The sequence below is a fragment of the Bifidobacterium catulorum genome (assembly GCF_003129925.1).
In the GTDB taxonomy this organism is placed as follows: domain Bacteria; phylum Actinomycetota; class Actinomycetes; order Actinomycetales; family Bifidobacteriaceae; genus Galliscardovia; species Galliscardovia catulorum.
This window is the reverse complement of the sequence record NZ_QFFN01000004.1, coordinates 89,255-112,920: the sequence shown is the minus strand read 5'-3', so window position 1 is coordinate 112,920 and position 23,666 is coordinate 89,255. Positions and strand designations below refer to the sequence as shown.

14 protein-coding genes and 1 tRNA gene are annotated in these 23,666 nt (G+C 64.7%); 4 read left to right on the top strand and 11 right to left on the bottom strand.

The window, feature by feature from the left end; translation table 11 throughout:
- Positions 1–156: 156 nt before the first annotated feature.
- Genes DF200_RS10985 through DF200_RS11210 form a run of 3 tightly spaced genes read right to left on the bottom strand, consistent with a single transcriptional unit; the run spans position 157 to position 7,061 of the window.
- Complete coding sequence (locus DF200_RS10985; RefSeq protein ID WP_206603404.1) at positions 157–4,077, bottom strand: murein biosynthesis integral membrane protein MurJ; 3,921 nt, start codon at positions 4,075–4,077, stop codon at positions 157–159.
- Positions 4,074–6,251 (bottom strand): DUF6049 family protein, encoded by a 2,178-nt coding sequence (locus DF200_RS03035; RefSeq protein WP_109136818.1) that lies wholly within the window; start codon positions 6,249–6,251, stop codon positions 4,074–4,076. The genes DF200_RS10985 and DF200_RS03035 overlap by 4 nt, the downstream gene beginning before the upstream one ends.
- A 60-nt stretch (positions 6,252–6,311) precedes the next feature.
- On the bottom strand, positions 6,312–7,061 hold the full coding sequence (locus DF200_RS11210; protein ID WP_277724804.1) for an NUDIX hydrolase: 750 nt from the start codon (positions 7,059–7,061) through the stop codon (positions 6,312–6,314).
- 75 nt (positions 7,062–7,136) lie between these two features.
- Here DF200_RS11210 and DF200_RS03025 point away from each other — a divergent pair, with 75 nt between their 5' ends.
- Positions 7,137–8,549, top strand: coding sequence for a CCA tRNA nucleotidyltransferase (locus DF200_RS03025; RefSeq protein ID WP_109136817.1), 1,413 nt, complete (start codon positions 7,137–7,139; stop codon positions 8,547–8,549).
- Positions 8,550–8,954: 405 nt separating this feature from the next.
- Here DF200_RS03025 and DF200_RS03020 read toward each other — a convergent pair whose 3' ends face one another.
- From DF200_RS03020 to DF200_RS11085, 7 genes are all read right to left on the bottom strand, one after another.
- Complete coding sequence (locus tag DF200_RS03020) at positions 8,955–9,593, bottom strand: LytR C-terminal domain-containing protein (protein WP_109136816.1); 639 nt, start codon at positions 9,591–9,593, stop codon at positions 8,955–8,957.
- Positions 9,594–9,661: 68 nt separating this feature from the next.
- A complete protein-coding gene (locus tag DF200_RS03015; protein WP_109136815.1) occupies positions 9,662–10,615 on the bottom strand; it encodes a 4-(cytidine 5'-diphospho)-2-C-methyl-D-erythritol kinase in 954 nt (317 codons plus the stop codon).
- Positions 10,612–11,571, bottom strand: a complete 960-nt coding sequence (gene rsmA / locus DF200_RS03010) for a 16S rRNA (adenine(1518)-N(6)/adenine(1519)-N(6))-dimethyltransferase RsmA (protein ID WP_439098308.1) — start codon at positions 11,569–11,571, stop codon at positions 10,612–10,614. The genes DF200_RS03015 and rsmA overlap by 4 nt, the downstream gene beginning before the upstream one ends.
- Before the next feature lie 4 nt (positions 11,572–11,575).
- The gene (locus DF200_RS03005; RefSeq protein ID WP_109136814.1) at positions 11,576–13,057 is read right to left on the bottom strand and encodes an aggregation-promoting factor C-terminal-like domain-containing protein; all 1,482 of its coding nucleotides are present in this window, start codon (positions 13,055–13,057) and stop codon (positions 11,576–11,578) included.
- 488 nt (positions 13,058–13,545) lie between these two features.
- Positions 13,546–13,619, bottom strand: a tRNA-Thr gene (locus DF200_RS03000).
- Positions 13,620–13,778: 159 nt separating this feature from the next.
- On the bottom strand, positions 13,779–14,768 hold the full coding sequence (locus DF200_RS02995) for a DsbA family protein (RefSeq protein ID WP_109136813.1): 990 nt from the start codon (positions 14,766–14,768) through the stop codon (positions 13,779–13,781).
- Between the two features lie 142 nt (positions 14,769–14,910).
- Positions 14,911–17,694, bottom strand: a complete 2,784-nt coding sequence (locus DF200_RS11085) for a serine/threonine-protein kinase (protein WP_439098307.1) — start codon at positions 17,692–17,694, stop codon at positions 14,911–14,913.
- Positions 17,695–17,975: 281 nt separating this feature from the next.
- On the opposite strand from DF200_RS11085, the gene DF200_RS02985 reads away from it, so the two are divergent.
- The 3 genes from DF200_RS02985 to DF200_RS02975 all read left to right on the top strand — a co-directional run bounded on the left by DF200_RS02985 (position 17,976) and on the right by DF200_RS02975 (position 22,170).
- Positions 17,976–19,115 carry a glycosyltransferase gene (locus DF200_RS02985; RefSeq protein WP_109136812.1) on the top strand — a complete coding sequence of 380 codons (1,140 nt, stop codon included), beginning with the start codon at positions 17,976–17,978 and terminating at the stop codon, positions 19,113–19,115.
- Between the two features lie 301 nt (positions 19,116–19,416).
- A complete protein-coding gene (locus DF200_RS02980; RefSeq protein WP_109136811.1) occupies positions 19,417–20,547 on the top strand; it encodes an ABC transporter ATP-binding protein in 1,131 nt (376 codons plus the stop codon).
- A gap of 228 nt (positions 20,548–20,775) precedes the next feature.
- Positions 20,776–22,170: a DUF4032 domain-containing protein gene (locus tag DF200_RS02975; protein WP_109136810.1), complete on the top strand. Its 1,395-nt coding sequence runs from the start codon at positions 20,776–20,778 to the stop codon at positions 22,168–22,170.
- A gap of 109 nt (positions 22,171–22,279) precedes the next feature.
- Here DF200_RS02975 and rlmB read toward each other — a convergent pair whose 3' ends face one another.
- Positions 22,280–23,275, bottom strand: coding sequence for a 23S rRNA (guanosine(2251)-2'-O)-methyltransferase RlmB (gene rlmB / locus DF200_RS02970; RefSeq protein WP_109136809.1), 996 nt, complete (start codon positions 23,273–23,275; stop codon positions 22,280–22,282).
- Positions 23,276–23,666: the final 391 nt, after the last annotated feature.

Here is a 23,666-nt window from a genome sequence, read left to right as displayed (position 1 = left end):
CAACGAGCGGTGTAGCCGTGAGCGGAATCCGGATGGCCGATGATTCGGTACGTGGGGTGTTCGGTACGCAGAGTATTCGGTATACAGGGTGTTTAGAATACGGGGTATTGAGGACGCAGGGTATTCAGAACACGGGGAATTCAGAACACGAAGTATTCAGAACACCTGAACGGAATTGAAGTAGAGGCCGCCTTCGGGCGTGGTGTCGGTCGGAACCCAGATGACCAGATCCTGCGCCTTCACCGCCTTCTGCAGCTTCACCTCGGTGGTGCCGCCGGCTGCGAACGAGAACTCGGCGACCTTGGTGCCTCCGGTCGGGTTCGCGCTGGTGGCACCCGCGTACACGGCCGCCTTGCCGCCGGACTGCCGGATGGAGATCTCCAACCGGCTCACATCCTGCGCGGACGTCAGTCGGATATACCAGCCGCGGCCTCCCTGGCCGTTGTCGCTGATGTACGTCTGCTGCGAGGTCTCATACGCGGTCGTGTTCGACGGGGTCGGCGTTGCCGTGGGGGTCGTGGTGGTCTTCGACGCGGCCGGAGAGGAGGATGCGCCGCCCTGCGGCCATCCTCCCACGTTCGACGTGTCGATCGACGGCCACACGGTCTTGTCTCCCCGATCGCTCTTCGGCGAGAACAATCCCAGGCCGAGTGCGGCACCTGCGAACACGGCGGCGAGCACCACGGCCGTGACGATGATCGCCACGAGCCGATGCGAACGCCGCTTGCGTGCATCGGCCGGGTTGCTCTCCGCCTCGTGGGCGTCGCTTTGGGCGACATAGTCCTGCACGTTGCCGGTGGGCGAATACGACGGCGGGTTCACCGGCATCTGCGGCTCGAAACCGGCCGGAAGCGGCTCCATGACGATGGTCTTCTCCCCGGCGTCGTTGGACGACATCTGCGGTGGTATCGAAGGGGCGGGGACGGCACCGGCGTCGCCGGACGGCATGGGCACCGGACCGGGATTGCCGGCGGCCCCCGTCACCGCGTTCTGACGGCCGGTGGTCGCCGAATGACGAATGGAAGAGACGTCGAGACCCAGCGTTGGCTTCGACGAGAACTCCTTGCCCGGCAGCGGCACCTGACCGGACTGCGAACCGAAGTAGTCCGCGGCGAACTCGTCCGGGTTGACCTCGTCCACGCCCTGATGCGCGGCGAACAGCAGCTGGTTCGCGCTCCACGCGTTGCTCGCCGGCTCCTGCGCCAGCTCCGGCTTGTTGGAGACGGTGAGGAACGAGGCGGGAATCGGCACGAGGTTCTCCTGCTTCGTCGGGGCCACGGCCACGAGTTGCGCCGACTGGGTAGACGAGTGCGAGGCGATGGTGATATCCGTCGACTTGAGCCGCTCCATCGGCGTCCACGTGCCCAGCAGCGCCTCGAACTCGTTCAGCGTGCTGATCGGCACGGGCCTGCGACCCTTCGGATGATGCATACCGAGACCGCGCGTGCACAGGATGCGGAACTCCTCGGGCGTATCCTCGGGCAGTGCGTTGGGCGACACATGGGCCGCCGGGTCATACGGATGGCCGGTCACAGCCTCGAACAGCACACCGGCGAGCTGGCGGATCGTCACGGCCTCCGCATCGGGATTCTCCTTCGGGTCGAGCAGCGGCGCCGTCAACGCCGACGAAATGGCGGCGTCGGCGAGTGTGACGTTCTGCGACGTCAACCGGATTACGTCCGCGCCGATCGCACGATGGTTCAGACCGACCTCGCGCAGCGACTTCGCCGCCTCCGCGGTCTCGCCCACGATCGTGCGAATGGCCTCCACGCTCAGGGAATGGTTCTTCTTGCCCGAATTATGTGCGATGTACCGCACCAGCGAGATGCCCGGGTCGAGGTCGGTGACGATGAGGCAGGACCCCTCCTCGCTGCGCAGCTGCTGGATTGGCGTGAATCGGGGGTTATGCGTCAACGCCAGCGAGGAGGCGATCTCGTTCGCGTTCTTGGCCACGACGGCGTCGGTGATGAGGAACAGCTGGCAGTCCTTGGCCATGGCGCTGTCGTTGGCTCGCCACACGTGCAGTCCCGGCTCCTCGCGTAGGCTCTGCACCAGCGTGTAGCGGTCGATCAGGGTGTCTCCAAGTCCAGGCTTCATGGTGTCGCTCTTCTCATATGCAAATATTGTTCGCGTGGGGATATCGGCTGTAGATATTCTATAGGCGGGAGTGACCGACGACGCGTGCCGCCCGGCAACTGCCGACGAATCCGCCACACTTGCGCCGGAGGCCCCGCCGTCCTCGCCAGACGGTTCGGACAATGGTTCAATCACCTCGGTATGGGTGTCGTCGTGGACATCCTGTTCGGCAGGATCCGGAGTCTGGGCCGCCTCATGCTTGACCTCTTGACCGGCCTCTTGACCGGCCCCTTGACCGGATTCATGCTCGGCCTCGTGCCCGGCGGTTTCGGTGCCCGCGGCAGGAGCGCCACCGCGCCTCAGCAGCTTGGCCGACGCCGCATGGATCAGGTCGGTGAATTCCGTGACGCGCAGCACCACCAGCAGCAGCGCATACACCAGCGCGATCGCCACGGTCAGCACCATGCAGATGATGACTGAATCCACCCAGCTCATATGTCCGTCGACCGGCCCGACGGACACGCCCAGCACCGACATCAGCGGGTTCGACAACGCCTTGCATACGATGCCGGCCACCACGGCGGCCACCAGCGCCTTGAGATGCATGACGGTGATGCGCCGGCCGTCGAGTCTGCCGCCCATGCGTTTACGCAGCAGCAGGAAGATGAACGGCAGCGTGACGATGTAGGCGATGCTGAGAGACAGTCCCACCAGCATCGCCCACATGCGCGGCGGCAGCAGCATGATCGCCGGAATCAGGAACGCCAGCTGCACCGTGTTGTTGAGCAGCGCGCACATGAACGGACTCTTGCCGTCCTCATACGCATAGAACGTGCGCTGGATGAGCAGGAAATCGCTGATGAACACCAGGCCCACCGACAGTCCGATCAATGGTCCGGCGATCAGCAGCGCGTCATGCACGTTCACAGACGGCAGCAGCGCCCGGATGATCGGCACCGGCATGGCGATGAGCGCCGCCGAGAAGAACATCATCATCAGTCCCACGCTGCGCAGCGACGAGCTGAGGTCGGCGCGCGCCGTGTCGATGTCGTCGTCGCTGATGGCCCGCGACAGTTTGGGGAACACGGCCGTCGTGATGGACACGGCGATCAGCGAATACGGCAGGATGTACAGCGAATACGCATATTGATACGAGCCGTTGCCGGCGATGCCCAGCAGATCGTGCCCCGCGTGGGGGGCGCCCGTGTTGATCTGCGACGTGACCATGCCGATGACGAGGTTCAGCACCGTCAACGCCAGACTCCATACGGCCACCTTGCCCATGGAGCGCAGACCGATGCCGTGCAGCCCCCAGCGGATGCGGTACTTCAGCCCGATGCGCAGCAGGGGGATGAACAGCACCAGCGCCTGGAACGCCACACCCAACGTCCAGGTGCCGGCGGTGAGCATCACCTTGTCGGTGGTCCAGAAGTCCATCGGCTGCATGGCCGCGTTGCCGAACAGCATGATGAACATGATGAAGCCTGCGCAGCTGATGATGTTCGCGAACACGGAGCTCCATGCATACGTGGCGAACCGTCCCTTCGCCGCCAGGATCTGGCCGAGCAGCAGATACAGTCCGTAGAAGAAGATCTGCGGCATGCACCACAGTGTGAACGCATTCGCCAGCGCCCGCTGCTCGGGTGCCCAGTTGGGGTTCACATACAGCCGCGTGACCAGCGGGGTGAGCAGCATCATCACGGCCGTGATGCCGAGCAGCAGCGTGATGGACACGGTGATGAGCTTGCTGAGCCGTTCGTTCGCGTCCTTGTGCTTAAGCGTGCGCACGATCTGCGGCACGAGCACGGCGTTGAAGATGCCGCCCGACACCAGCGTAAAGATGACCTGCGGAATCATCGAACCGGTCTGGTAGGCGTTCGCGGCGATGCCGGTCGTGCCGATGGCCGCAGCGAGGAGAATGGAGCGGATCTGGCCGGTGACGCGGGATGCCGCCGTGCCGATGGCCATGATCAGCGAATTGCGTCCTACGGAATTGCTCATTCGTCGGGATCCTTTATGCGATGGAATTGACGCCATAGTCCGAGGGCGCCGAGGAGGACGGCCAATGCGAGGATCGCATAGCCGCTCCAGTCATTGATCTGCAGCACGCTGGTCACATGGGCGGATGTGGACGCGCCGAACGTCCTGCCGTCGCGGTCCTGCAGCTGGATGACGACGTTCGTCGACCCGGAGCTGATGATATGCACGTCCACCGTGGCCTGCACCTCGGCATGGGGGAGCACCACCACGTCGGTGTCATCCGCCGAGGCGGTGATCTGGTCGGATGTGGTGTTCGCCGTGAACCGGATGTGCACCGGATACGGGTGGTCGTTCGCGATGGTGATGGGCATCTTGGCGCTTTGGCTGACGATGTTGATGGAATCCGGCTTCGCGACGGAGATGCCTGCGTACAGTCCGCTGTTGAGCTGCCGTGCCGCCCTTGTCATGATGGAGTTCTGCACGGTGAACGGGCTGAACGATTTGATGGCCAGATCGAGATAGGCGTTGTCCACCGACTGCATCCAGTGCGCGGACGTGTTCGTTTTGACGCCGTCGCCGGTGTTCTGACGGTCGGTCGCGACGACCGACGTCGCGAACCGATGGATGCCGGCGCGTGCATTCGCCAGAGATCTGATATGCGTCGCGAATTCGTCGGCGTCGCCACCGCTGAGCTTCTTCACGGATTTCGAGCGTTCCGCGGCCTCGTCGGACGATACGTACGGCTGGGCCTTGAGCAGGCTGGACAATCCGTCGAGCTTCAGCCAGGAGCATGATTCCAGCTTGGAGACGAGCGTGTCGACCGACGTCGCGTCCGGTGATTGGCCGAGCGAGACGAGCAGTGTGCGCGACTCGTACGGCGCTTCGCGCTGATAGAAGGCGCTTTGCGCCACGAACCGGGCCAGACGCCCGGATTCCGTGTTCTCCGCGGTGGCGTTCGTGGACGTGGCGCTGCCCTGCGCCAGGACGGACAGCTCCTTCTGCGTGTTGAGCACGGTGACGTCGCCGGCTTTCGTGGGCACGACCATCTTCGAGGTGTGCACCGCGTCGGGCGTGTCCGGATCGTAACCGGATTCCGCCACGACGGCCGAATATCCCTGCTGTCGTGCGGCGATCAGCGAATCCGTCGTCCATGCCGCGCGGCTCTGCCATGCGATCGCGGTGGGGGATGATCCCTTGTCGTCGCCTACGGCCGTGCGGTACATGTCGGCACCGCTGGCCGCGTTCCATTGTGACGGCGTCAGACCGGCGGATTCCCAATCGTATTGCGAGGACGTCTGCGCCTGATACGCCAGATCGAATCCATACGGCTGCATGATGGCCGTCACCGTGGGCGAGGTCTCGAACGTCTGCAGATATCCCGGATCGCCGATCACCTGTATGGACCGGTGTTTACGCAATACGCCGGTCAACGTCTTCTGCCCGTTCGCGGCGGCGTCGCTGATGGACGTGACCGTCACGCGTGAGGCGTCGGCGTCGCCGCCTGCGTGCGTGAGCAGCTTCGATATGGATTCTCCGTCGGTCTTCCACTGCGAGGTGGTCAACGGCATTGCGATGACCATGTTCAGGTTCGGTGTGGCCTGGTCGGACAGTCCGTCCCTCGTGCGGGTGACGAACGAGTGGACCGACGCCAGTTCGGTGTCGTCCGAACCCTCCGTGTAGACGATGTTTATCGGTTTCGGCCCCCATGAGGTGAATTCCCTCATGGCGTCGCTGTCGGCCGACGAATGCACGATCACCGTTTTCGTGTCGCCGTTGTCGATCCCGTCGACCTTCGTCGATCCCAGGGAGACGTCCATCCACCGCAATACGGGGCTGATGTTGTCGTAGTCCTTGTCGGCCCACGCCTGCATGAGTTCGCTGGAGTCGAAGGAGAAATGGGGGTCGGTGAGGATGCGGAGATTGCCCGACGACAGTTTTTCGCCCGTGTTGTTCGTGATGGAGATGACGGCGGTGTAATCGTCCTTGCCATTGATGGTCGTGCTCGTATTGTCTTCGATACGCAGGCTCACGCCTTTCGCCGATGTCGTCGTATCGGAGGACGCGGCGTTCACGACGCCGGCGTCCGTGTCGCCGTCCATGGCCCAGACCGGCCGTATGCCGGCGACGACGCACAGCACGACCATGCATATGGCCGCGCAGACGCATATGAATATGCGGCGGCGGCGCGGAGCCATGGACGGCGATGCCCCGCGGAGGCCGGCACGGTGTCCGGTTGGTGTACGCAACAAAATCTCTTACTTCCTGTGCTTCCGGGCATACAGCCACGCGATCCTACGTTCGTTAGGATAGCTCAGGACGTCGTTCAAATCATCGAAATCCACCCAAATCGCATCCTCCGCCTCATGGTCGGGATCGCCTTCGACGGTGAGTTCCCCGCCGATCATGCGCAACGCGTAGTGGTGCACCAGCTTGTGCACGCGCTGTGCCGTGCCGGTGAACCAGTAGTCGATGGTCGCGATGGAGGTGATGACCTCGCCGAGGATGCCGGTCTCCTCGTGGACCTCCCGGACGGCGGTCTGCTCCGGGGTCTCGCCCTTTTCGATGTGGCCTTTCGGCAGGCACCATTCCAAATGGCCGGAACGGGAGTGGCGTGCGATGATCGCGACGCGGCCGTCCTTGTCGAAGATCAGTCCGCCGGCGGAGTATTCACGCACGACCGGCAGGTCGCGGGTATCGAGCGAGGCGAATTTGGTCGGCTGGGTCTGCTTCTTCGCCATGATCGCGGGCGTGGGCCGGGGCGGGATCGGACTGTCTTCCACCTCGCGTGAATCGATACGGTCCTCGAAGAACTCGACTTCTCCCTCAGGCAACCGCAATGTGGCCCTTTGTCCATATTGTGGAGTCTCGGAACTGTACAGCGGGCGTGGGCCGGAGTCCTCGAAGACATCGGCATAGACCGCGGAACCCCCGTCATTTTGGCTATAACTCGCCGAAGAACTGGCGGCGCGGGCCATCATGCGCGCAACATCTCCGGGAGTGGTCATACCTATTACAATACGCAAAACAATGTGCAGGTGGGGTAACGGTAAGCTTGATTGCGCAAAGCGAAAGGAGCGAGCGTGGGATTTACGGTATGGCCGGAGGCCATCGAGCTGGGAGAACTGTTCAACGAACACGGGTATGAACTGGCGTTGGTCGGCGGTCCCGTGCGCGATCTGCTGCTGGACAGACCATCGCACGACCTGGACTTCTGCACGTCGGCACGTCCCGAGGAGTTCGAGCCCATCCTGCGCAAATGGGGACACGGCTTCTGGGACATGGGCCGCAAATTCGGCACGCTCGGCGCGATGAAACGCCGCGCCGACGGCAGCGAGATCGGCGTGGAGGTGACCACCTACCGTTCCGACACCTACGATCCGGACTCACGCAAGCCCGAAGTGAACTACGGCGACAGCCTGGAAGGCGACCTCTCCCGACGCGACTTCACCGTGAACGCCATGGCGCTGCGCGTGCCGCAGTGCGAGTTCGTCGACCCGTTCGGCGGCGCCAACGACCTCAATCGCAAGATCCTGCGCACGCCGGTCGACCCAAGGCAGTCGTTCGACGACGACCCGTTGCGCATGATGCGCGCCGTGCGGTTCGTGGCCCAGCTGGGATTCCGCATCGAACCGGAGACCGCCGAGGCGATCACCACCATGACCGACCGCATCTCCATCGTCTCCGCCGAACGCGTCCGCGACGAACTCACCAAACTGCTGCTCAGCGACGACCCCCACGCCGGCATCGAGGCGCTCGTCGACTCCGGCCTGGCCGACATCGTACTGCCGGAGGTTCCCGCGCTGCAGCTCGAACTCGACGAACACCATCGGCACAAGGACGTGTTCCAGCACACGCTCATGGTGCTCGACCGCGCCATCGCACTGGAGACCGGCCCAGACGGCCCCGTGCCCGCGCCGGATCTCACGCTGCGTCTGGCGGCCCTCATGCACGACGTGGGCAAGCCGAAGACCCGACGGTTCGAGCCCGGCGGCAAGGTCAGCTTCCATCATCACGACTACGTCGGCGCCAAACTGACGAAGAAACGGCTCAAGGCGCTGCACTTCGACCATCATGTGATCGACGACGTCACCGATCTGGTGGCGTTGCACCTGCGGTTCCATGGCTATATCGACGAACCATGGACCGACGCCGCGGTACGACGGTATGTGCGCGACTCCGGACACCTGTACCACCGGCTCAACCGCCTTACCCGCGCCGACGCCACCACGCAGAACAAACGCAAGGCGCAGATGTTCTCCGAGGCGATGGACGACATGGAGGCGCGCGTCATCGAACTGAAGAAGCGCGAGGACATCGATGCGATCCGCCCCGACCTGGACGGGCAGCAGATCATGGACATCCTCGGCCTCGAACCCGGTCCCGAAGTCGGTCGTGCACGCAAGCACATGCTCGAATTCCGGCTTGACAACGGACCTGTGGACCACGACGCCGCCGTGGCCGAACTCAAACGCTGGTATGAGGAAGAGCGGTAGAAAGAGGAGAGAGGTGGTGTTCTCCCCTCAGTCTCACTTCGTTCGACAGCTCCCCTCATAGAGGGGAGCCGTTTGGTGAGGGGCCATCCCGTTGGGGAGCTGGGGTGAGCCGAAGACGCCCATCTCATCGGCTCCCCTCAGGCTTGAGGGGAGCTGGCGGCCGTAGGCCGTCTGAGGGGAGTCGCGGCCGAAGGCGGTCGCGGCTGAGGCTGGTGTTCTCCCCTCAGTCTCACTTCGTTCGACAGCTCCCCTCAACGAGGGGAGCCGATTGGTGAGGGGGCATCCCGTTGGGGAGCCGGTTGGTGAGGGGCCATCCCGTTGGGGAGCTGGGATGAGCCGAAAACGCCCATCTCATCGGCTCCCCCTTGTAGGGGGAGCTGTCCGCCGACGGCGGCCGGAGGGGGTCTACTTCGTCACCGCGTCGTGCTGCACCGCAGACGGCAGGTTCTTGATCTGATCGGGGGAGACGCAGTTCTGAATCGACGTCAGCTCCTGATCCGTGCCGGTCTTCACACTGTCCTCGTCGACAAGATTCGAGAACGTCGAACCGATGATAACATCCACCAGCTTGTCGGCACGATCATCCATCCGCAGGATCGCATCATTGAAATGGCCGGCAAGCGTATACGCCTGATTGATGCCGTTCTTGCCGAATCTGATCTCCGTGCGCTCGAACGTCTTCGTACCCGGGTAGTTGGCCACGCCCTTGGCCGTGAACCCACGGTTCACCAGGGACTCGCTGACGGCGTCCGCCAGACCGGCCTTGCCGGTGGCGTTCAGCACGCGGACGCTTACGCTGCCCGCTGCGACGCTCTTCGCGGTGCCGGTGCCGTCCGTCGTGGCGCATGGGGCGGTCACCCCATAATTCGGTTTCTCGGCGGCCATCGTCGTGGCGGACTTGCCGAGCACGCCGAAGTAGAAGAGGAACGCCACCACCAGAACGACGGCCAGCAGGGCGATCATGATGGTGAACACGATTTTCTGCCTGTCTCGTACGAACTGCTGACGGGCCTTGCGCTCGTCGAAGGCTTCAGGATTCGTCATGACGTACCTTCCCGCTTTCTGTCTGTAATGTGTAACACCTTAACGTGCATGGCTGACGCTGCACCGGTCTATGGAACGGAGACGATGGGCGTGGCCGGCGCGGTGGTCTCGAACAGCCGGTCCACCGTGCGTCCGGCCATCCACGCACGGCATACGGCCGCCGACGCCGACTCATCCGGCACGCAGGCCACGACGGACGGTCCCGAACCGGAGACGAACGCCGTCGTCGCGCCGGCGTCGAGCGCGGCGCGAATCGCCTCGCCGGAACGGGGATGCAATGCGATGGCCGCCTTCTGCAGATCGTTCGCGTTCTGCGGATCGGTGCCGATGGCGTCGAACATGCGATACACGTCGGGCGTGCTCAACTGCGTGTTGTAGGCGCCCACGACCACATTGCCCAGCATCGAGCCATCCACATGCGGATGGGAGGCGTCCACCGTTTCGATGATCTCGCCATACCCTGTGCCACGCGCCAGGCCACCGGACAGACAGAACGGCATATCCGCGCCCAACGTGGCGGCGAGCGGACGCAGTCGGTCCAGACCCCAATCCAGACCCCACAGGCGGTTCAACGCAAGCAGGGTGCCGGCGGCGTCGCTGGACCCGCCGCCAAGACCGGCCCCCACCGGAATACGTTTCTCCAGGCTGATGGCCACGTCGGTCGTCATGCCGGCCGCCTCGGCCAGCGCGAACAGGGCCATGACGGCGTGGTTGCGGCGCATATCCGCATGGTCCATGGCCAGATCCCCCAGATGATTGCCGCTCAGATCCAGAGAGAAGCCGCTTCCGGCCGGCTTGGATGAGACGGTCACGGTGTCGTAGATGCCGACGGCGCAATACATCGTGTCGAGACGATGACGGCCGCCCCAAGCGGCCACCGGCTCGCCGACGGCAAGGGTCAGATTGGTCTTCGCAGGGCATTCCACACGGACGACGGACGGGGCGGCCTGTGTTGTCGCGCCCGTCGTACGGCGCGGGGCGTCGGACGCGAACGATGGTCTGACGACGGATGCGGTGGTCATCGGCCGGCCTCCGTTTCCGCGGGGCGCGACGTCAGGGTGTCATCGGTCACTGCGGCATCGGTGATGGTGGCGTCGGCAAGGGCGGCGAACCGGTCGATGGTCAACGTCTCGCCGCGTGCGGACGGGTCGATGCCGGCGCTCGCGAACGCATCGGCAGGCACGGTCTTCCTCAACGCGGCGTGCAGGGTCTTGCGGCGCTGCGCGAAGGCGGCGTCCACCAGTGCGAACGTGCGTCGGCGCCGGTCCTCGTCGGCCTCGGTGCGGTCCGTATGCGTGCGGGTGAACCTCACCAGCGCGGAATCCACGTTCGGTGCCGGCCAGAACACGTTGCGGCCGATGGTCCCGGCCTTTTCGGCGGTGCCGAACCATTGGAGCTTCACCGACGGCGTGCCGTAGATCTTCGAACCCGGTCCGGCGGTGAGACGGTCGGCCACCTCCTTCTGCACCATGACCACGAAACCGGTGAGATTCGGGTAGCGCTCCAGCAGCGTGATGATGATCGGCGTGGCCACGTTGTATGGCAGATTGGCCACCAGCGTGAACGATTCCGCGGCGGCGAGGTCCGGGGTGTCGGCGGGGACGACCTTCAACGCGTCCCGGTTGATGACGTCGAAGCGCTCCACGGCCTCGGGCATACGTTCCGCGATGGTGCCGGGCAGACGTTCGGCCAGCGGGGGATCGATCTCGACGGCCGTCACCGCGGCGCCGGTTTCGAGGATGGCGAGGGTGAGCGACCCCAGGCCCGGCCCCACCTCCATGACCCGGCTGCCGTCGCCGACCTCGGCGGTGCGTGCGATGCGGCGCACGGTGCCGGGGTCGATTACGAAGTTCTGACCGAACTTCTTGGTGGGGGTCACGCCGGCCGATGCGGCGATGCGGCGGATGTCGGCCGCCCCGAGGAGGCCGCCGTGTCCGGCGGAATTGTCGGAATCATGCATGTCGGTGTTTTCGGTCATCTATTTAATACCATCCGGTGCTTTCGGAATGCGCCCAGGCGCCGTTCGGGCTGCCGTAGCGTTCGGCGATGTATGCGAGTCCCCAGTTGATCTGGACGGCACCGTCGTCACGCCAGTTGGCGCCGAAGGCGGCCATCTTGCTGCCGGGCAGAGACTGTGGGATGCCGTAGGCGCCCGATGACGCGTTCTCCGCATACCACTGCCAGTTGGATTCACGCTCCCACAGTTTGAGCAGGGACGTCCAGTTGCTGCCGGTCCAGCCCCGCTGGGCCGCCGCGCCACGGGCGTAGGTCTGGGCGGCGGACGCGGACGGATGCCACAGCCCGCTGCCGCTGGAGCCGGAACCGCCTGTGTTGCCGTTCGGCTTGGAGGTCGTGGGTTTGCTGGTGGGCTTCTGCGTGGGCTTCTGGGTCGGTTTCTGCGTGGTGGGTGTGCTCGTCGGTTTCTGCGTCTGCGTGGGCTTCGACGTGGTGGGCTTCTGTGTGGGCGTCGGCTTGGCGGTCGGCTTTGCGGTGGCCGACTGGGAGGGCTTCTGAGACGGCGTGCTCGGCTTGGCGGTCGGCGACTTCGAGGCATCCGACGAACCGTCGCCATCGGCGCTTTCGCTCGGCGACGCGGACTGCGTGGGTTTCGGCTTCTCCGGTCCTACGGCGATGATCTCGTCCAACGCCACCTTCACGGTCTGCTCCTTGATGAGCGTGGCGGTCTCCGCCTTGCCGTCGACGAATGTGGTGTTGTAGGTCTCCTTTTTCTCGCCGTTCTGACCCTTCTGACGAACGACCTTCTGCCCGGGTTCGAGGCTGGAGTCGACCACGGTCTGCGTGCCGTACGGGATCGCGACCGTCTTCGTCGTCTCGCCGTGGGTCACGCGTTGCACGCGCAGCACGGTCTCTTTGCCGTCGTCGCCGACGCTGACGCGGTCCTCCTTGCCCAGCACGATGCCCTTGGCGTCGAAGATCGATGCGGCGGTCAGCTTGCCGTTCGGCACCACGCTGGTCTTGCCGTCCGCGATGACCTTCACGGGTCCGTCCCTGTTGATGACGAATCCACCCGTCAGCTGGTTGTAGACGTTTTTGATGTTCACGGTGACCTTGGAGGCGGCCTTTTCGTTGTCCTTGAAGAATCCGAGCAGCTGGTCGGCGCTGGTGGCGACCGTCCAGAACGGCACGTCCTGCCCCTCGATGTTCACCGTGGCCTGATACGCGCTTTGCACGGTCACGACCGCATGGTCCTGAAGCGTGCTGCCCGAGGTGGATTTGACGATGTCATGCGTCTTGACGTCGACGTGCTGTTCCTCCAATAGACGGTCGACGCTCATCGCGTTCGTCTGCACCGTGGTGGTCTTGCCGTTCACGTCCAATGCCACGGTCTTGTGCGTGGCCACGAAAAAGCTCGCCACGCTGGCCGCGGTCACCACGACGGCGCAGACCGCAACGCGGATGCGTCGAAGCGTCACGAATCGTTGTGGTGTCCATCGACGTGCCATCAAATCCTCCCGAATCCACGCAATACTCATCTCATTGTATGGGGTGCTTCTTAAACCTGTCCGGGCATGGTTCGGATGCCGCCAAATTCCCACATTTCCGGCGATTATCGGAGACCGCGCGTGTCTGTGCACGCCATCGGCCGATGAATAAAAAAATGAGAGAGAGGCCGGCTTAGAAGGGGGATGATTCCGGCCCCTCTCTCGAAGACGGAGCGGGTTGGGGGATGCTCCGTCCCTATATCTCAGAAGCTGTATTGATGGGGGAAGCTCCTGAGTCCTTACTCGCGGTAAGTCTTAATCCCCTTGTCGTACGCGCCATACGGGCGTTATCACTGCTCATAATACTCGTACGACAGGGTCGTGTTCTCGGCGTGTTTCCTTGTTAACGAAAACATGCCGGACGTTTTCCATCGTTTTTTCGATTGTCGTTGTTCAATTATTTCCCGATCATGCATCCTCCGACGCTGATCGGCCGTCCCGACGTTCGGAGCCTCCTGTCGGGATCGAACCGACGACCTGCCGCTTACAAGGCGGCCGCTCTGGCCATCTGAGCTAAGGAGGCGATGCCCACGCAATCGTGAACGAAGGCAAGTATAACCAAACGTCGGAATATTGTCATCTTGGGGCATACGCTTGGGCATACGCCGGCAATCGTCCGGGCCGATCACGGGGAGCACGCCTTGGGGAGGCCATCGCCGGATCGGCCGATACGACTCGTGAATCACGGATACAGCGGACCCTTGTCGGTGCCGACGGACGGAATCTTGCCGGACTTGCCGACGGACGAGGCATCGAGGCCGATGGCCTTGAGGAACGCCGTCTTCTGATCGGTGTCGGTCGGGATGGCGTTGCGGTTCCAATACTTGCCGTTGACGGTGATCGTCGGCGTGCTCATCTGACCCTTGAGCTGGCCCTGCGTGTTCCACAGCTCCTGGCGCAGCGGCGTGTACGTGCTCATCGCGGAAAGCCACGTCTTGTATTTCGGGGTCTTCGCGGTGGCTTCGGCGGCCACGGACTCCTTGACGCCGGCGGCGACGGCCTGCGCCTTGATCTGCTCGTTCGTCACGGGGCTGTAGTCGGTTTCGGACGGCTGGAAGTCCTCGGCGTACATGCGCGAGATGAACGGCAGCAGATGCGTCGGATCCTGTTCGGCGATCACGATGGCCGCGTTACCGGCGCGCGTGGAGTATTCATCGGTGGAGTATCGGTCCATGAAGTTCATCGGATGGATCTCGATGTTGATCTGTCCGGACTCGACCAGGCTCGTGTAGGTGTCTCCCAGCGAGCGTTCCATGGCGCCGCAGCCGGGGCACATGAAGTCCATGTACACGGCGACGGTGGGCACGCCCTCTACCGGCTTGTTCAGACCGTCCTTCGAGATGAGGAATCCGCCCTTCTCGGTGGTGCCCGCGGGCTTCGGGGAGGACTGCTCCACCTTCGACCAGGCGTCCTTGAGTTCGCCGGCGTCCTGGCTGGGATGGTTCGCCTTCCAGATGTTGAATCCGATGACCGCCACCAGGGCGACGACGATGGCGACGACGACCGCGCCGATGATGGTCTGGATGCGGTGGTCCTTGCGCGCCTGCTCCTCGCGGGCCCTGGCCGCTGCGGCCTCGGCGGCTTCACGGGCCTTGCGGTTCGTGGGCTTCCTGCCGGGGCGCTTCGTCGGCTGTCCGGCCCCGTTCGTCCTGTTGGTCTTGTTCGTCGCCATGTGTTGGTGGTCTCCTCCGATATGACGCGATGTCGCCGCGATGATTGCGGGGCGATGCGATTCCTGTGGATTTCCTACGGGAAGTCTAGTGACGCAAGGTAAATAAACGGTGATGATTCACGCTTCGTGAACTGTGACCATGCTAGTTGGCGAGCGTGATGGGGGACCAGTCCACGCTGTCGCCGGCGATGAGCAGGGCGATTCCGGCGAGGACGAGGATGGTCCAGAGTATGGTCAACGTCCATTGGCGGCGCTGGGCGGCCTGGCCCGGGTCCGGGCGGCCATACGGGTCGTCGAACGTGGTCCGGGAGTATTGAGGCGGGTCGTTGCCGTTGCCGTTGACGTTGCCGTGGTAGGCGTCGATGACGGCGTAGGGGGCGTCGTATGATCCGCGCAGATGGCCGGCGCCGATGCGTGCGAAGCGCGAATAGGGGCCAAGGGCGGCGGTGAACCAGCCTGCGGCCATGCATACCGCGAGCATCATGCCCGAGGTCGAGAACGGTTTTCCGGCGAGCAGGGGAATGGGGATGGTCAGGCCCAGAACGCTGATGTTCCCGGTGGCGTCGGGCAGGGCGAGCGCCAGCGACAGGACTGCGGTGAGGGTCGTGAACAGGGCCAGCATCAATGCCGCGGGGGCGAGGCTCAGTGCGAGACCTTTGACGAGATGCCAGGGCAGGGAGCCGATGATGAGGGCGCTGTCGGTGCCTTTGCGCAGGCCTCCGCGCCTGGCTTCGCGGGCGAGCTGCGATTGGCGGGAGAGTCCGGCCGTGGTGAACAGCCACAGGGCTGCGGCGGCGATGATGAGGCCGCCGACGGGCTTGCTGGCGGCGAACAGGCACAACGGTACGGCCAGCAGGCATAGGAGGGGGCGGCCGCGTTGCATGTACCAGCCGGTCATGGCGGGTACATAGGCGTCAGGGGCCACCGGCTGGACGGGCGGCGCCGGGGCGGGCTCCGGTTTGGGGCGGTCGGGGAGGTCGTCGGGCTGCGGTGCCTCGTCCATGGGCGGCTGCGGCATCGGGTTCACGGTGGAGCTGCTGACTCGCGGTGGCGTGACCGTCGGGGGGAGCACGGCCGTGGCCTCCGGTGACGGCCCGTTTGCCGTGGTGACGGGCCGTGCTTCCGGAACGGGTGCGGATTCCACCGTGCGGCCGCCCGGCATCGCGGGGGCGGGGCGTGTGACGCCGGAGAGTATGCGCGTCTGCTGGGCGTTGCCGAGCGGGCGGATCGCCGGCGCGGCGAGGGTCTGCGTGGCCTGGAGGTCGGATGGTGGCACCGTCTGGTCGGATGGCACCGTCTGGTCGGATGGTGTCGGCGTTCGAGGGGCTTCGACGTCTTCGGGCGCGGGGCCGGCGAGCGGTGCCATGGTCTGCGTGGCCTGGAGGTCCGGGGACGGTGGCATCGGGGCAGGTTCAGCTTCGATGGTTGGCAGGGTCTGCCGCACATGCTGAGGCAATGATTGCGGCGCGCGATGGCGTGCCCGCGTGGCATAGGGGATGTTGGGCAGCATGGCGGTGCCGTTCGGGCCTGAGGCCGCGGTGGAGATCGCCTGCGTGGCGGCGGTCTGCACGGTCTGCCCGGCCAGAGTGGGGGCCGGCAGCGGAGGCATGGCGAACGTGGCGGCCTCGGTGGGTGTCTGCGTCATCGGGGCGGTCGCCGGTGCGACGGGTACGCCCAGTGTCTGGCCGGCGAGCGCCACCGGCTTGTCCAGCGGGCCGTCGGCGTGCGGGCGGTGCGTGTCCAGGCCGATGACCTGCGTGGCGGCCGCACGCCGTTCGTCCAATCCGCGCCACATCGAACGCGGGTTTTCGGGGTCCTCCGCACGGTCGGGAAGGTCGTTCACCGCCGGATCAGCGGTCTCTGAAGAGCTTTTTCCAAAAGGGCGCACCACCCCGTCTCCGTTACCCGGTCCCGGTGTCTCCGGCGAAGTCGGCGATTGCGGCGTCGCGGTCGCATCCGTGCCGGCGAGCGGCTTGGCGAGCGGCTTCATCTCGCCGATCGGTCCGGTTCCGGGCATGCCGGCATCGGCGCCCGAGGCCGTCCACAGGCCCGGCGCCGTGGCGTCCCGCTCGATGACCTGCAACAGCTCCTCGGGCGTGCACCGGTTCCGCCTCTCGGGGTCGAGCGCACTGCGGAACGCCGCGGTCGTGCGCTGCGGCAATCCCGCGAGATTCGCGTGTCCGGTCGCCGCGCGCTCCAGCACCGCCATCATCGGGCTCGTGCCGAACACCGGCCTTCCCGTGGCGGCGAAGGCCAGCACCGCCGCCGTGCTCCACCAGTCCGTCTGCTCGTCGGATTCGGCGCCGTCGATGATCTCCGGCGCGATGAACCCGGGCGTGCCCATCACCAATCCGGTGCGGGTCACATGGCTTTCCCCCTCGCCCATGGCGATGCCGAAATCCACCAGAACCGGTCCTGTGCGCGAGATCATCACATTCGTCGGCTTGATGTCGCGGTGGATGATGCCGGCGCGATGCACGGCGCGCACCGCGTCGATGAGCTTGCGCGTCAGCCGGACCAGGTCGTCCGCCACATACCGGCCGTTCTCCGCCACGTCGACGCGCAGGTTCTTGCCTTCGATCAGCTCGGTCACGATGAACGCCACCGAATCGTCCAGTTCCATGTCCGCGATCTGGCATACGCCGGGATGGTTCACCCGGCGCAGCGCGGCCGCCTCGCGGCGCAGGCGCTCGCGGGCCGTCGCCGCGCTGTCCGCGCCCGCCGCCGGGCCGCCGTTCGCGGAGTCGGCCCCGTCGTCGTTCAGCGAGTCGCGGAGGATCTTCATGGCGTAGATGTTGCCTCCGTCGTCCTTGACGCGCCATACGGAGCCCATGGCGCCTCCGCCAAGGCGGGAGATCAGCGTATATCCGCCGACGAGGCTACCCGGTTCCAGATTCAGCGCAGTCAGATCACTCATGCCGCCCATTGTGGCACGTATGTTCGATTCCCGTGCGCGTCTCGCCACTTCCTTACGCAAGTTTCGCGCGGTGTTCGGGCGTCGCGCCCGATGCGCGCCCGATGCGCGGCCCATGCGGGGCCGGAAGTCCCGGTTCGCGCGGGCAATCCTCTATTTTCGGCCACGACCGCCGCTGCTTCGAGTACGGCCGCCTGACGACCCCGAGCCCGCAGACAGGCCTCCGGCGCCTCTATCTGCCGGTCCGTACGGGTACCATGGGGAAGGAAATCGTGGTCTTGCGGAGGTGAAACATGGTCGACTGCCCGCTGGTCTCGGTGATTGTGCCGGTATATAAGGTCGAACGGTTCCTCGACGAATGCGTGGAGGGCATCGTATCGCAGACGTACCGCAACCTGGAGATCCTGCTCGTCGACGACGGCTCGCCCGACGGCTGCCCCGCGATGTGCGACGCGTGGGCGGCGAGGGACGGCCGCATACGCGTCATCCACAAAAAGAACGGTGGCCTTTCCGACGCGAGGAACGCGGCGCTCGCGGAAGCCAGCGGCGATTTCGTCTACTTCGTCGACTCCGACGACGCCGTCGAGACGAACCTCGTGGAGGAATGCCTTTCCGCGGTCCGCGAATATGGGGCCGACGTCGTCATGTTCAAATTTGACACCATATCCGAGACGGGCAGGCCGTTGAAGTCGTCCTACCGGCACAACGACTTCGACGACGTGCAGGTGCTCACCCCGCAGGATGCCATCAAGGAGCAGGTGAAGTCCGAAATAGGTGGGTATTTCTGGGCGTTCATGGCGGCCGGCCGCATCTATCGCGACCAGGATTTCTCGTTCCCCGTGGGACGCAAGATCGAGGACATGGCGCGCATCTGCAACGTGCTTGGGGAGGCGACGCGCGTCGTGCGCATTCCGAAGACGCTGTACCACTACCGGATGCGCCGCGGCTCCATCACCGCGTCGCTGAGCCCGGAGCTGTACCGCGACTGGATGAAGGCCGCGGACGACCGTGCGGAATACGTGGAGCGCCGCCATCCCGAGCTCAAACGGTTCATGGCCTTGCAGCAGCTGACGTTCTTCGCGAATCTCGACTACGAGACGATTCGCCAGTCGGTGGTCGCCGGACTGAAGATAAACCCGGAGGACGCCGATGCGATGCGCAGCCGCATCGATCGCCTCGCGCAGGACGTCAAGGACAACGGCGACGAGGTGCCCGAGGACATGGATGAGCTGCTGCCGCTTCTCGGGGAGTTCTTCGACGGGTTCAAGGAGGATGTGAAGGACAACTTCCGTGAGATCCGCGGCGATTGGCGCCGGCTGTGCGAACTGGTCCACGAGGGGGTGCGCGTCATTTCCGAGGGGGATTACGGGAGCCGTTGGGCGAAGCGCCGCCCGAGGTCCGGCGATGATGCTGCCGAGGTGCCCGCCGACTGACGTCCTCGCCGGCTCCGGCGCCATCGGACGGCGGGATCGTGCCCCATGGGAGTCGGCAGCCGGGTGGGTATTGTTCCGAAACCGGTTTTTGCGGGGAATGGTGTATATTGGGCAATGGCTCACAGGAGAGTAATTTCCTCGACCACAAACAACGCTGTTGGCGGTGCGACAGACCCGGCAGCCCGAAGCCGGGATGCGGGGACGTTAATCCAATGACGGAACAACTGAATACAAACAATCAACAACCCCTTTTACAACGGATCGTGAGGCACGTACCTGCCTCTGAAAGGAACTGATCACCATGGCAGAAGTGGTATTCAACCATGTCACCCGCATCTACCCGGGCAACGACAAGCCCTCGGTGGACGACCTCAACCTCGACATCAAGGACGGCGAGTTCCTCGTGCTCGTCGGACCGTCCGGCTGCGGCAAATCCACCACGCTGCGTATGCTCGCCGGACTCGAAGAGGTCAACAAGGGCAAGATCTTCATCGGTGACAAGGACGTCACCAACATGCAGCCGAAGGACCGCGACATCGCCATGGTCTTCCAGAACTACGCGCTGTACCCGCACATGACCGTCGCCGACAACATGGGCTTCGCCCTCAAGATCGCCGGCACCCCCAAGGAGGAGATCCGCAAGCGCGTCGAGGAGGCCGCGAAGATCCTCGACCTCACCGAGTTCCTCGACCGCAAGCCGAAGGCCCTGTCAGGCGGCCAGCGTCAGCGTGTGGCCATGGGTCGCGCCATCGTGCGCAAGCCGAAGGTCTTCCTCATGGACGAGCCGCTCTCCAACCTCGACGCCAAGCTCCGCGTGCAGACCCGCACGCAGATCGCCAACCTGCAGCGCACGCTGGGCGTCACCACCCTGTACGTGACCCACGACCAGACCGAGGCGCTGACCATGGGCCACCGCATCGCCGTCATCAAGGCCGGAAAGCTGCAGCAGGTCGGCGCGCCGACCGAGCTGTACGACCGTCCGGCCAACGTGTTCGTCGCCGGATTCATCGGTTCGCCGTCCATGAACATCAATGTGCACCCGGTCGTCGACGGACAGGCCAAAATCGGCGACGACACCGTCGACCTGCCCAAGGACATCGTCGAGAAGCTCACCCCGGAGGACGGCGGCAGGATCGTCGTCGGCTTCCGGCCGGAGGATGCCGACCTGGCCACGCCGGAGGATGCCAACGCGTTCCGTCTGCACGTGGTGAACGTCGAGGACCTCGGCTCCGACGGCTACATCTACGGCAACATCGTGACCGACGGATCCGAGGCGGAACAGACCTCCTCCGTGATGGGCGACCAGGACAAGATGACCACCATCCGCGTGGCCCCGCGCAAGCTGCCGAAGGTCGGCGAGACCGTGCGCATCACGATCGACCCCGAGAAGATGCACCTGTTCTCCCCGAGCACGGAGGACCGCCTGAACTGACCGTTCGTCGGGATTCCCCGACGATTGCAGGATGTCGGCGCGCCGGCGTTGTGGGACGCGCGGCGTGCCGATGAACGAGGCGGGGTCCCTCTCTGCCCCGCCTCGTCGTACGTCGCCCCGTGGCCATGCCGGCCACGGGGCTTTTATGATTCCCGGGACGGATTCGCATCGACGCATACGTGCCGGCCCGATGCCGTCCCATCCCGTTCATCTACTAAGTTGGTGCCTATGGAAAACGTGGAATTGGACCCCAGACTCGTACAGGCCACGTCGGTGAAGCCCGCGGACGAGACCGCCGGCGGGTCAAGGGCGTCGCAGCCCAAGGCGTTGAAGATCACCGCGGCCAGCTCGAACCCGAAGATGTTCACGCTGCCGTGGCACAGGCCGCTGTCGCAATGGCCGGACGACCTGCTCGCCAACCTGCCGAGGGGCATCTCCCGCCACGTCGTGCGATTCGTCCGTGTCGGCAACGACGTCTACGCGATGAAGGAGATCACGCAATCGGTGGCGCAACGCGAATACGAACTGCTGCGGCAGCTTGAGAAGATCGATGTGCCGTCGGTCAAGCCGATCGCCGTCGTCACCGGACGTCACGACCGCGACGGCAAGCCGCTGGAGGCGATGCTCGTCACCCAGCATCTCAAGTTCTCCCTGCCGTATCGCGCCCTGTTCGCGCGCAATCTGCGCGAAGACACCGCGGACCGGCTGATCGACGCGCTCGCCGTGCTGCTGGTGCGGCTGCATCTCGTCGGATTCTATTGGGGCGACGTTTCGTTGTCGAACGTGCTGTTCCTCCGCGACGCCGACTGTTTCGCCGCCGTGCTCGTGGACGCCGAGACCGGCGAACTCTATCCGGCGCTGACGGAAGGGCAACGCGAATACGACATCGATCTGGCCAGGACGAACATCATCGGCGAGCTGATGGACCTGAGCTCCGGCAAGCTCCTGCCTGACGACGTGGACGAGATCGAGGTGGGCAACCGGCTGGTCGGACGCTATCGCTCGCTGTGGAGCACGCTGACCGATGTGGAAAGCTTCAGTCCCGACGAGATGTGGAAGATCGAGAAACGCGTCAACAGGCTGAACGAGCTTGGATTCGACGTGGACGAGCTGGAGATGAACACCTCCGAGGACGGCAACCGCGTGCGTGTGCGGCCGCGTGTGGTCGATGCCGGATATGCGTCGCGCAAACTGCTGCGGCTGACAGGCCTGGACGTGCAGGAGAACCAGGCCCGTCGCCTGCTCAACGACCTGGACGCCTACCGCACGTCGACGTGGCGCCAGGGCGAGGATCTGGAGATCGTGGCGACCGACTGGATGCGCGAGGTTTTCGAGCCGACCGTGCGTATGATCCCGAAGGAATACCGGTCGCAGATCGAGCCGGCGCAGTTCTTCCATGAGATTCTCGACCATCGTTGGTATCTGGCCGAAAACGTCGGCCATGACGTGCCGATGACGGAGGCCGTGAACAGCTACATCGACAACGTGCTGCCGCAATACAGGCTCGACGCCAAGGCCATGGACGCCATCAACGCCGACGCCGACGCGGGCGTCATCGACGACGAGGCCACATACGGCGACGAGATCGACGACGATCCCGACGCCGCGGTATGGGCCCGCTGACGATGCCGTGACGAACAGGAACCGGACGGCTGCCCGGGTTCCTGTCCGTTGCGTTGGGATGACGGACGGGGACCCGGATCACATGCCGTTACGGCGAAAAGGCCGAAGCCTACTGCTTCGCGGCGGCCACGGCCTCACGACGGGCGCGGGCCACGGCGTACAGGCTGATGCCCGCGGCGACGGAGGCGTTGAGCGATTCGACCATCGAGCTTATCGGGATGCCGGCGATGGAATCGCAGGTCTCGCGCACCAGACGGCTCAGCCCCTTGCCTTCGGACCCCAGCACCACGATCAGCGGGTCGGTCTCGAAGCCGGTCTCGCCCACCAGCGCGTCGCCGCCGCCGTCAAGACCGACGGCGTAGTAGCCGCGCTCCTTGAGGCTTTCGATGGCCTTGGTGAGGTTCACCACGCGGGCGACCGGCATGTGTGCGGCGGCGCCGGCGGAGACTTTCCATGCGGCGGCCGTCACCGAGGCGGAACGGCGTTCCGGCAGGATTACGCCGTTGGCGCCGAACGCCGCGGCCGAACGGATGACGGCGCCGAGGTTCTGCGGGTCGGTGACGCCGTCGAGCGCGATGAACAGCGGCCGGGCCTTGACCTTCGCCTCGGGGCCGGCGGCCTCCATGGCCTTGGCCTTCTTGTCGGCGCGGTCGGCCAGTTCGAGCAGCGACGAATACTGGTACGGCTGCACCTTGAGCACAACGCCCTGATGGTTGGACGAGCGGGCGATGCGGTCCATCTCAAGACGGTCGGCCTCCAGAAGATGCAGTCCGTTCGCCGTGGCGAGACGCACGATCTCGCGCGTACGGTCGTCGTGTTCGATGCGTGCGGCCAGATACAGCTCCTTGGCCGGAACGTTCACGCGCAGCGCTTCAAGCACGGCGTTGCGGCCGATGACCATGTCGTCGGAGTCCGACGTGAACTTGGCCGCACGACGTTTCGCCGCCAGACGCGGGTCGGCCATCCTTCGACGGTTCGCCGCCTGCTTGGCCTTGTATGCCTTGTGGTATACGCGGTCCTCGGCCTTGGGTGTGGGGCCGTGCCCGCGCAGCTTGTTACGATGTTTTCCGCCCGACCCCTTGGTCGGTCCTTTCTTGATAGCCATAGATTCCATTGTCCCACATGGTGTTCCTGAAGGCGTGCCCGACGATGCGAGGATGATGTTGGCCGGCGTCAACGCCGTTGTTGGCGCCGTGACTACGATTATCCTCGCGACGACATGGCGGCGCAATGGACAGTATCCGGCGGGTTGTCGTATCGATTCGCCGTGTTCGGGGAACGATGCCGCGGCCGTATGCGTCACGCGGGCCGGGTCGTGCGTCACCCGGTCCACCGAAACGACAGAATCTGCAAAAACGTCAGTCGTGTTGGATCGGCGGGGCCGATACAATACCGATAACCGCGTGTTACATACGACGCGGGGAAAGGTATCCGCACAGTTCCGCGGGACGGATGCCGACGGGCCGGCCGATGGCCGTCCGTTGGCGGTCTGATTT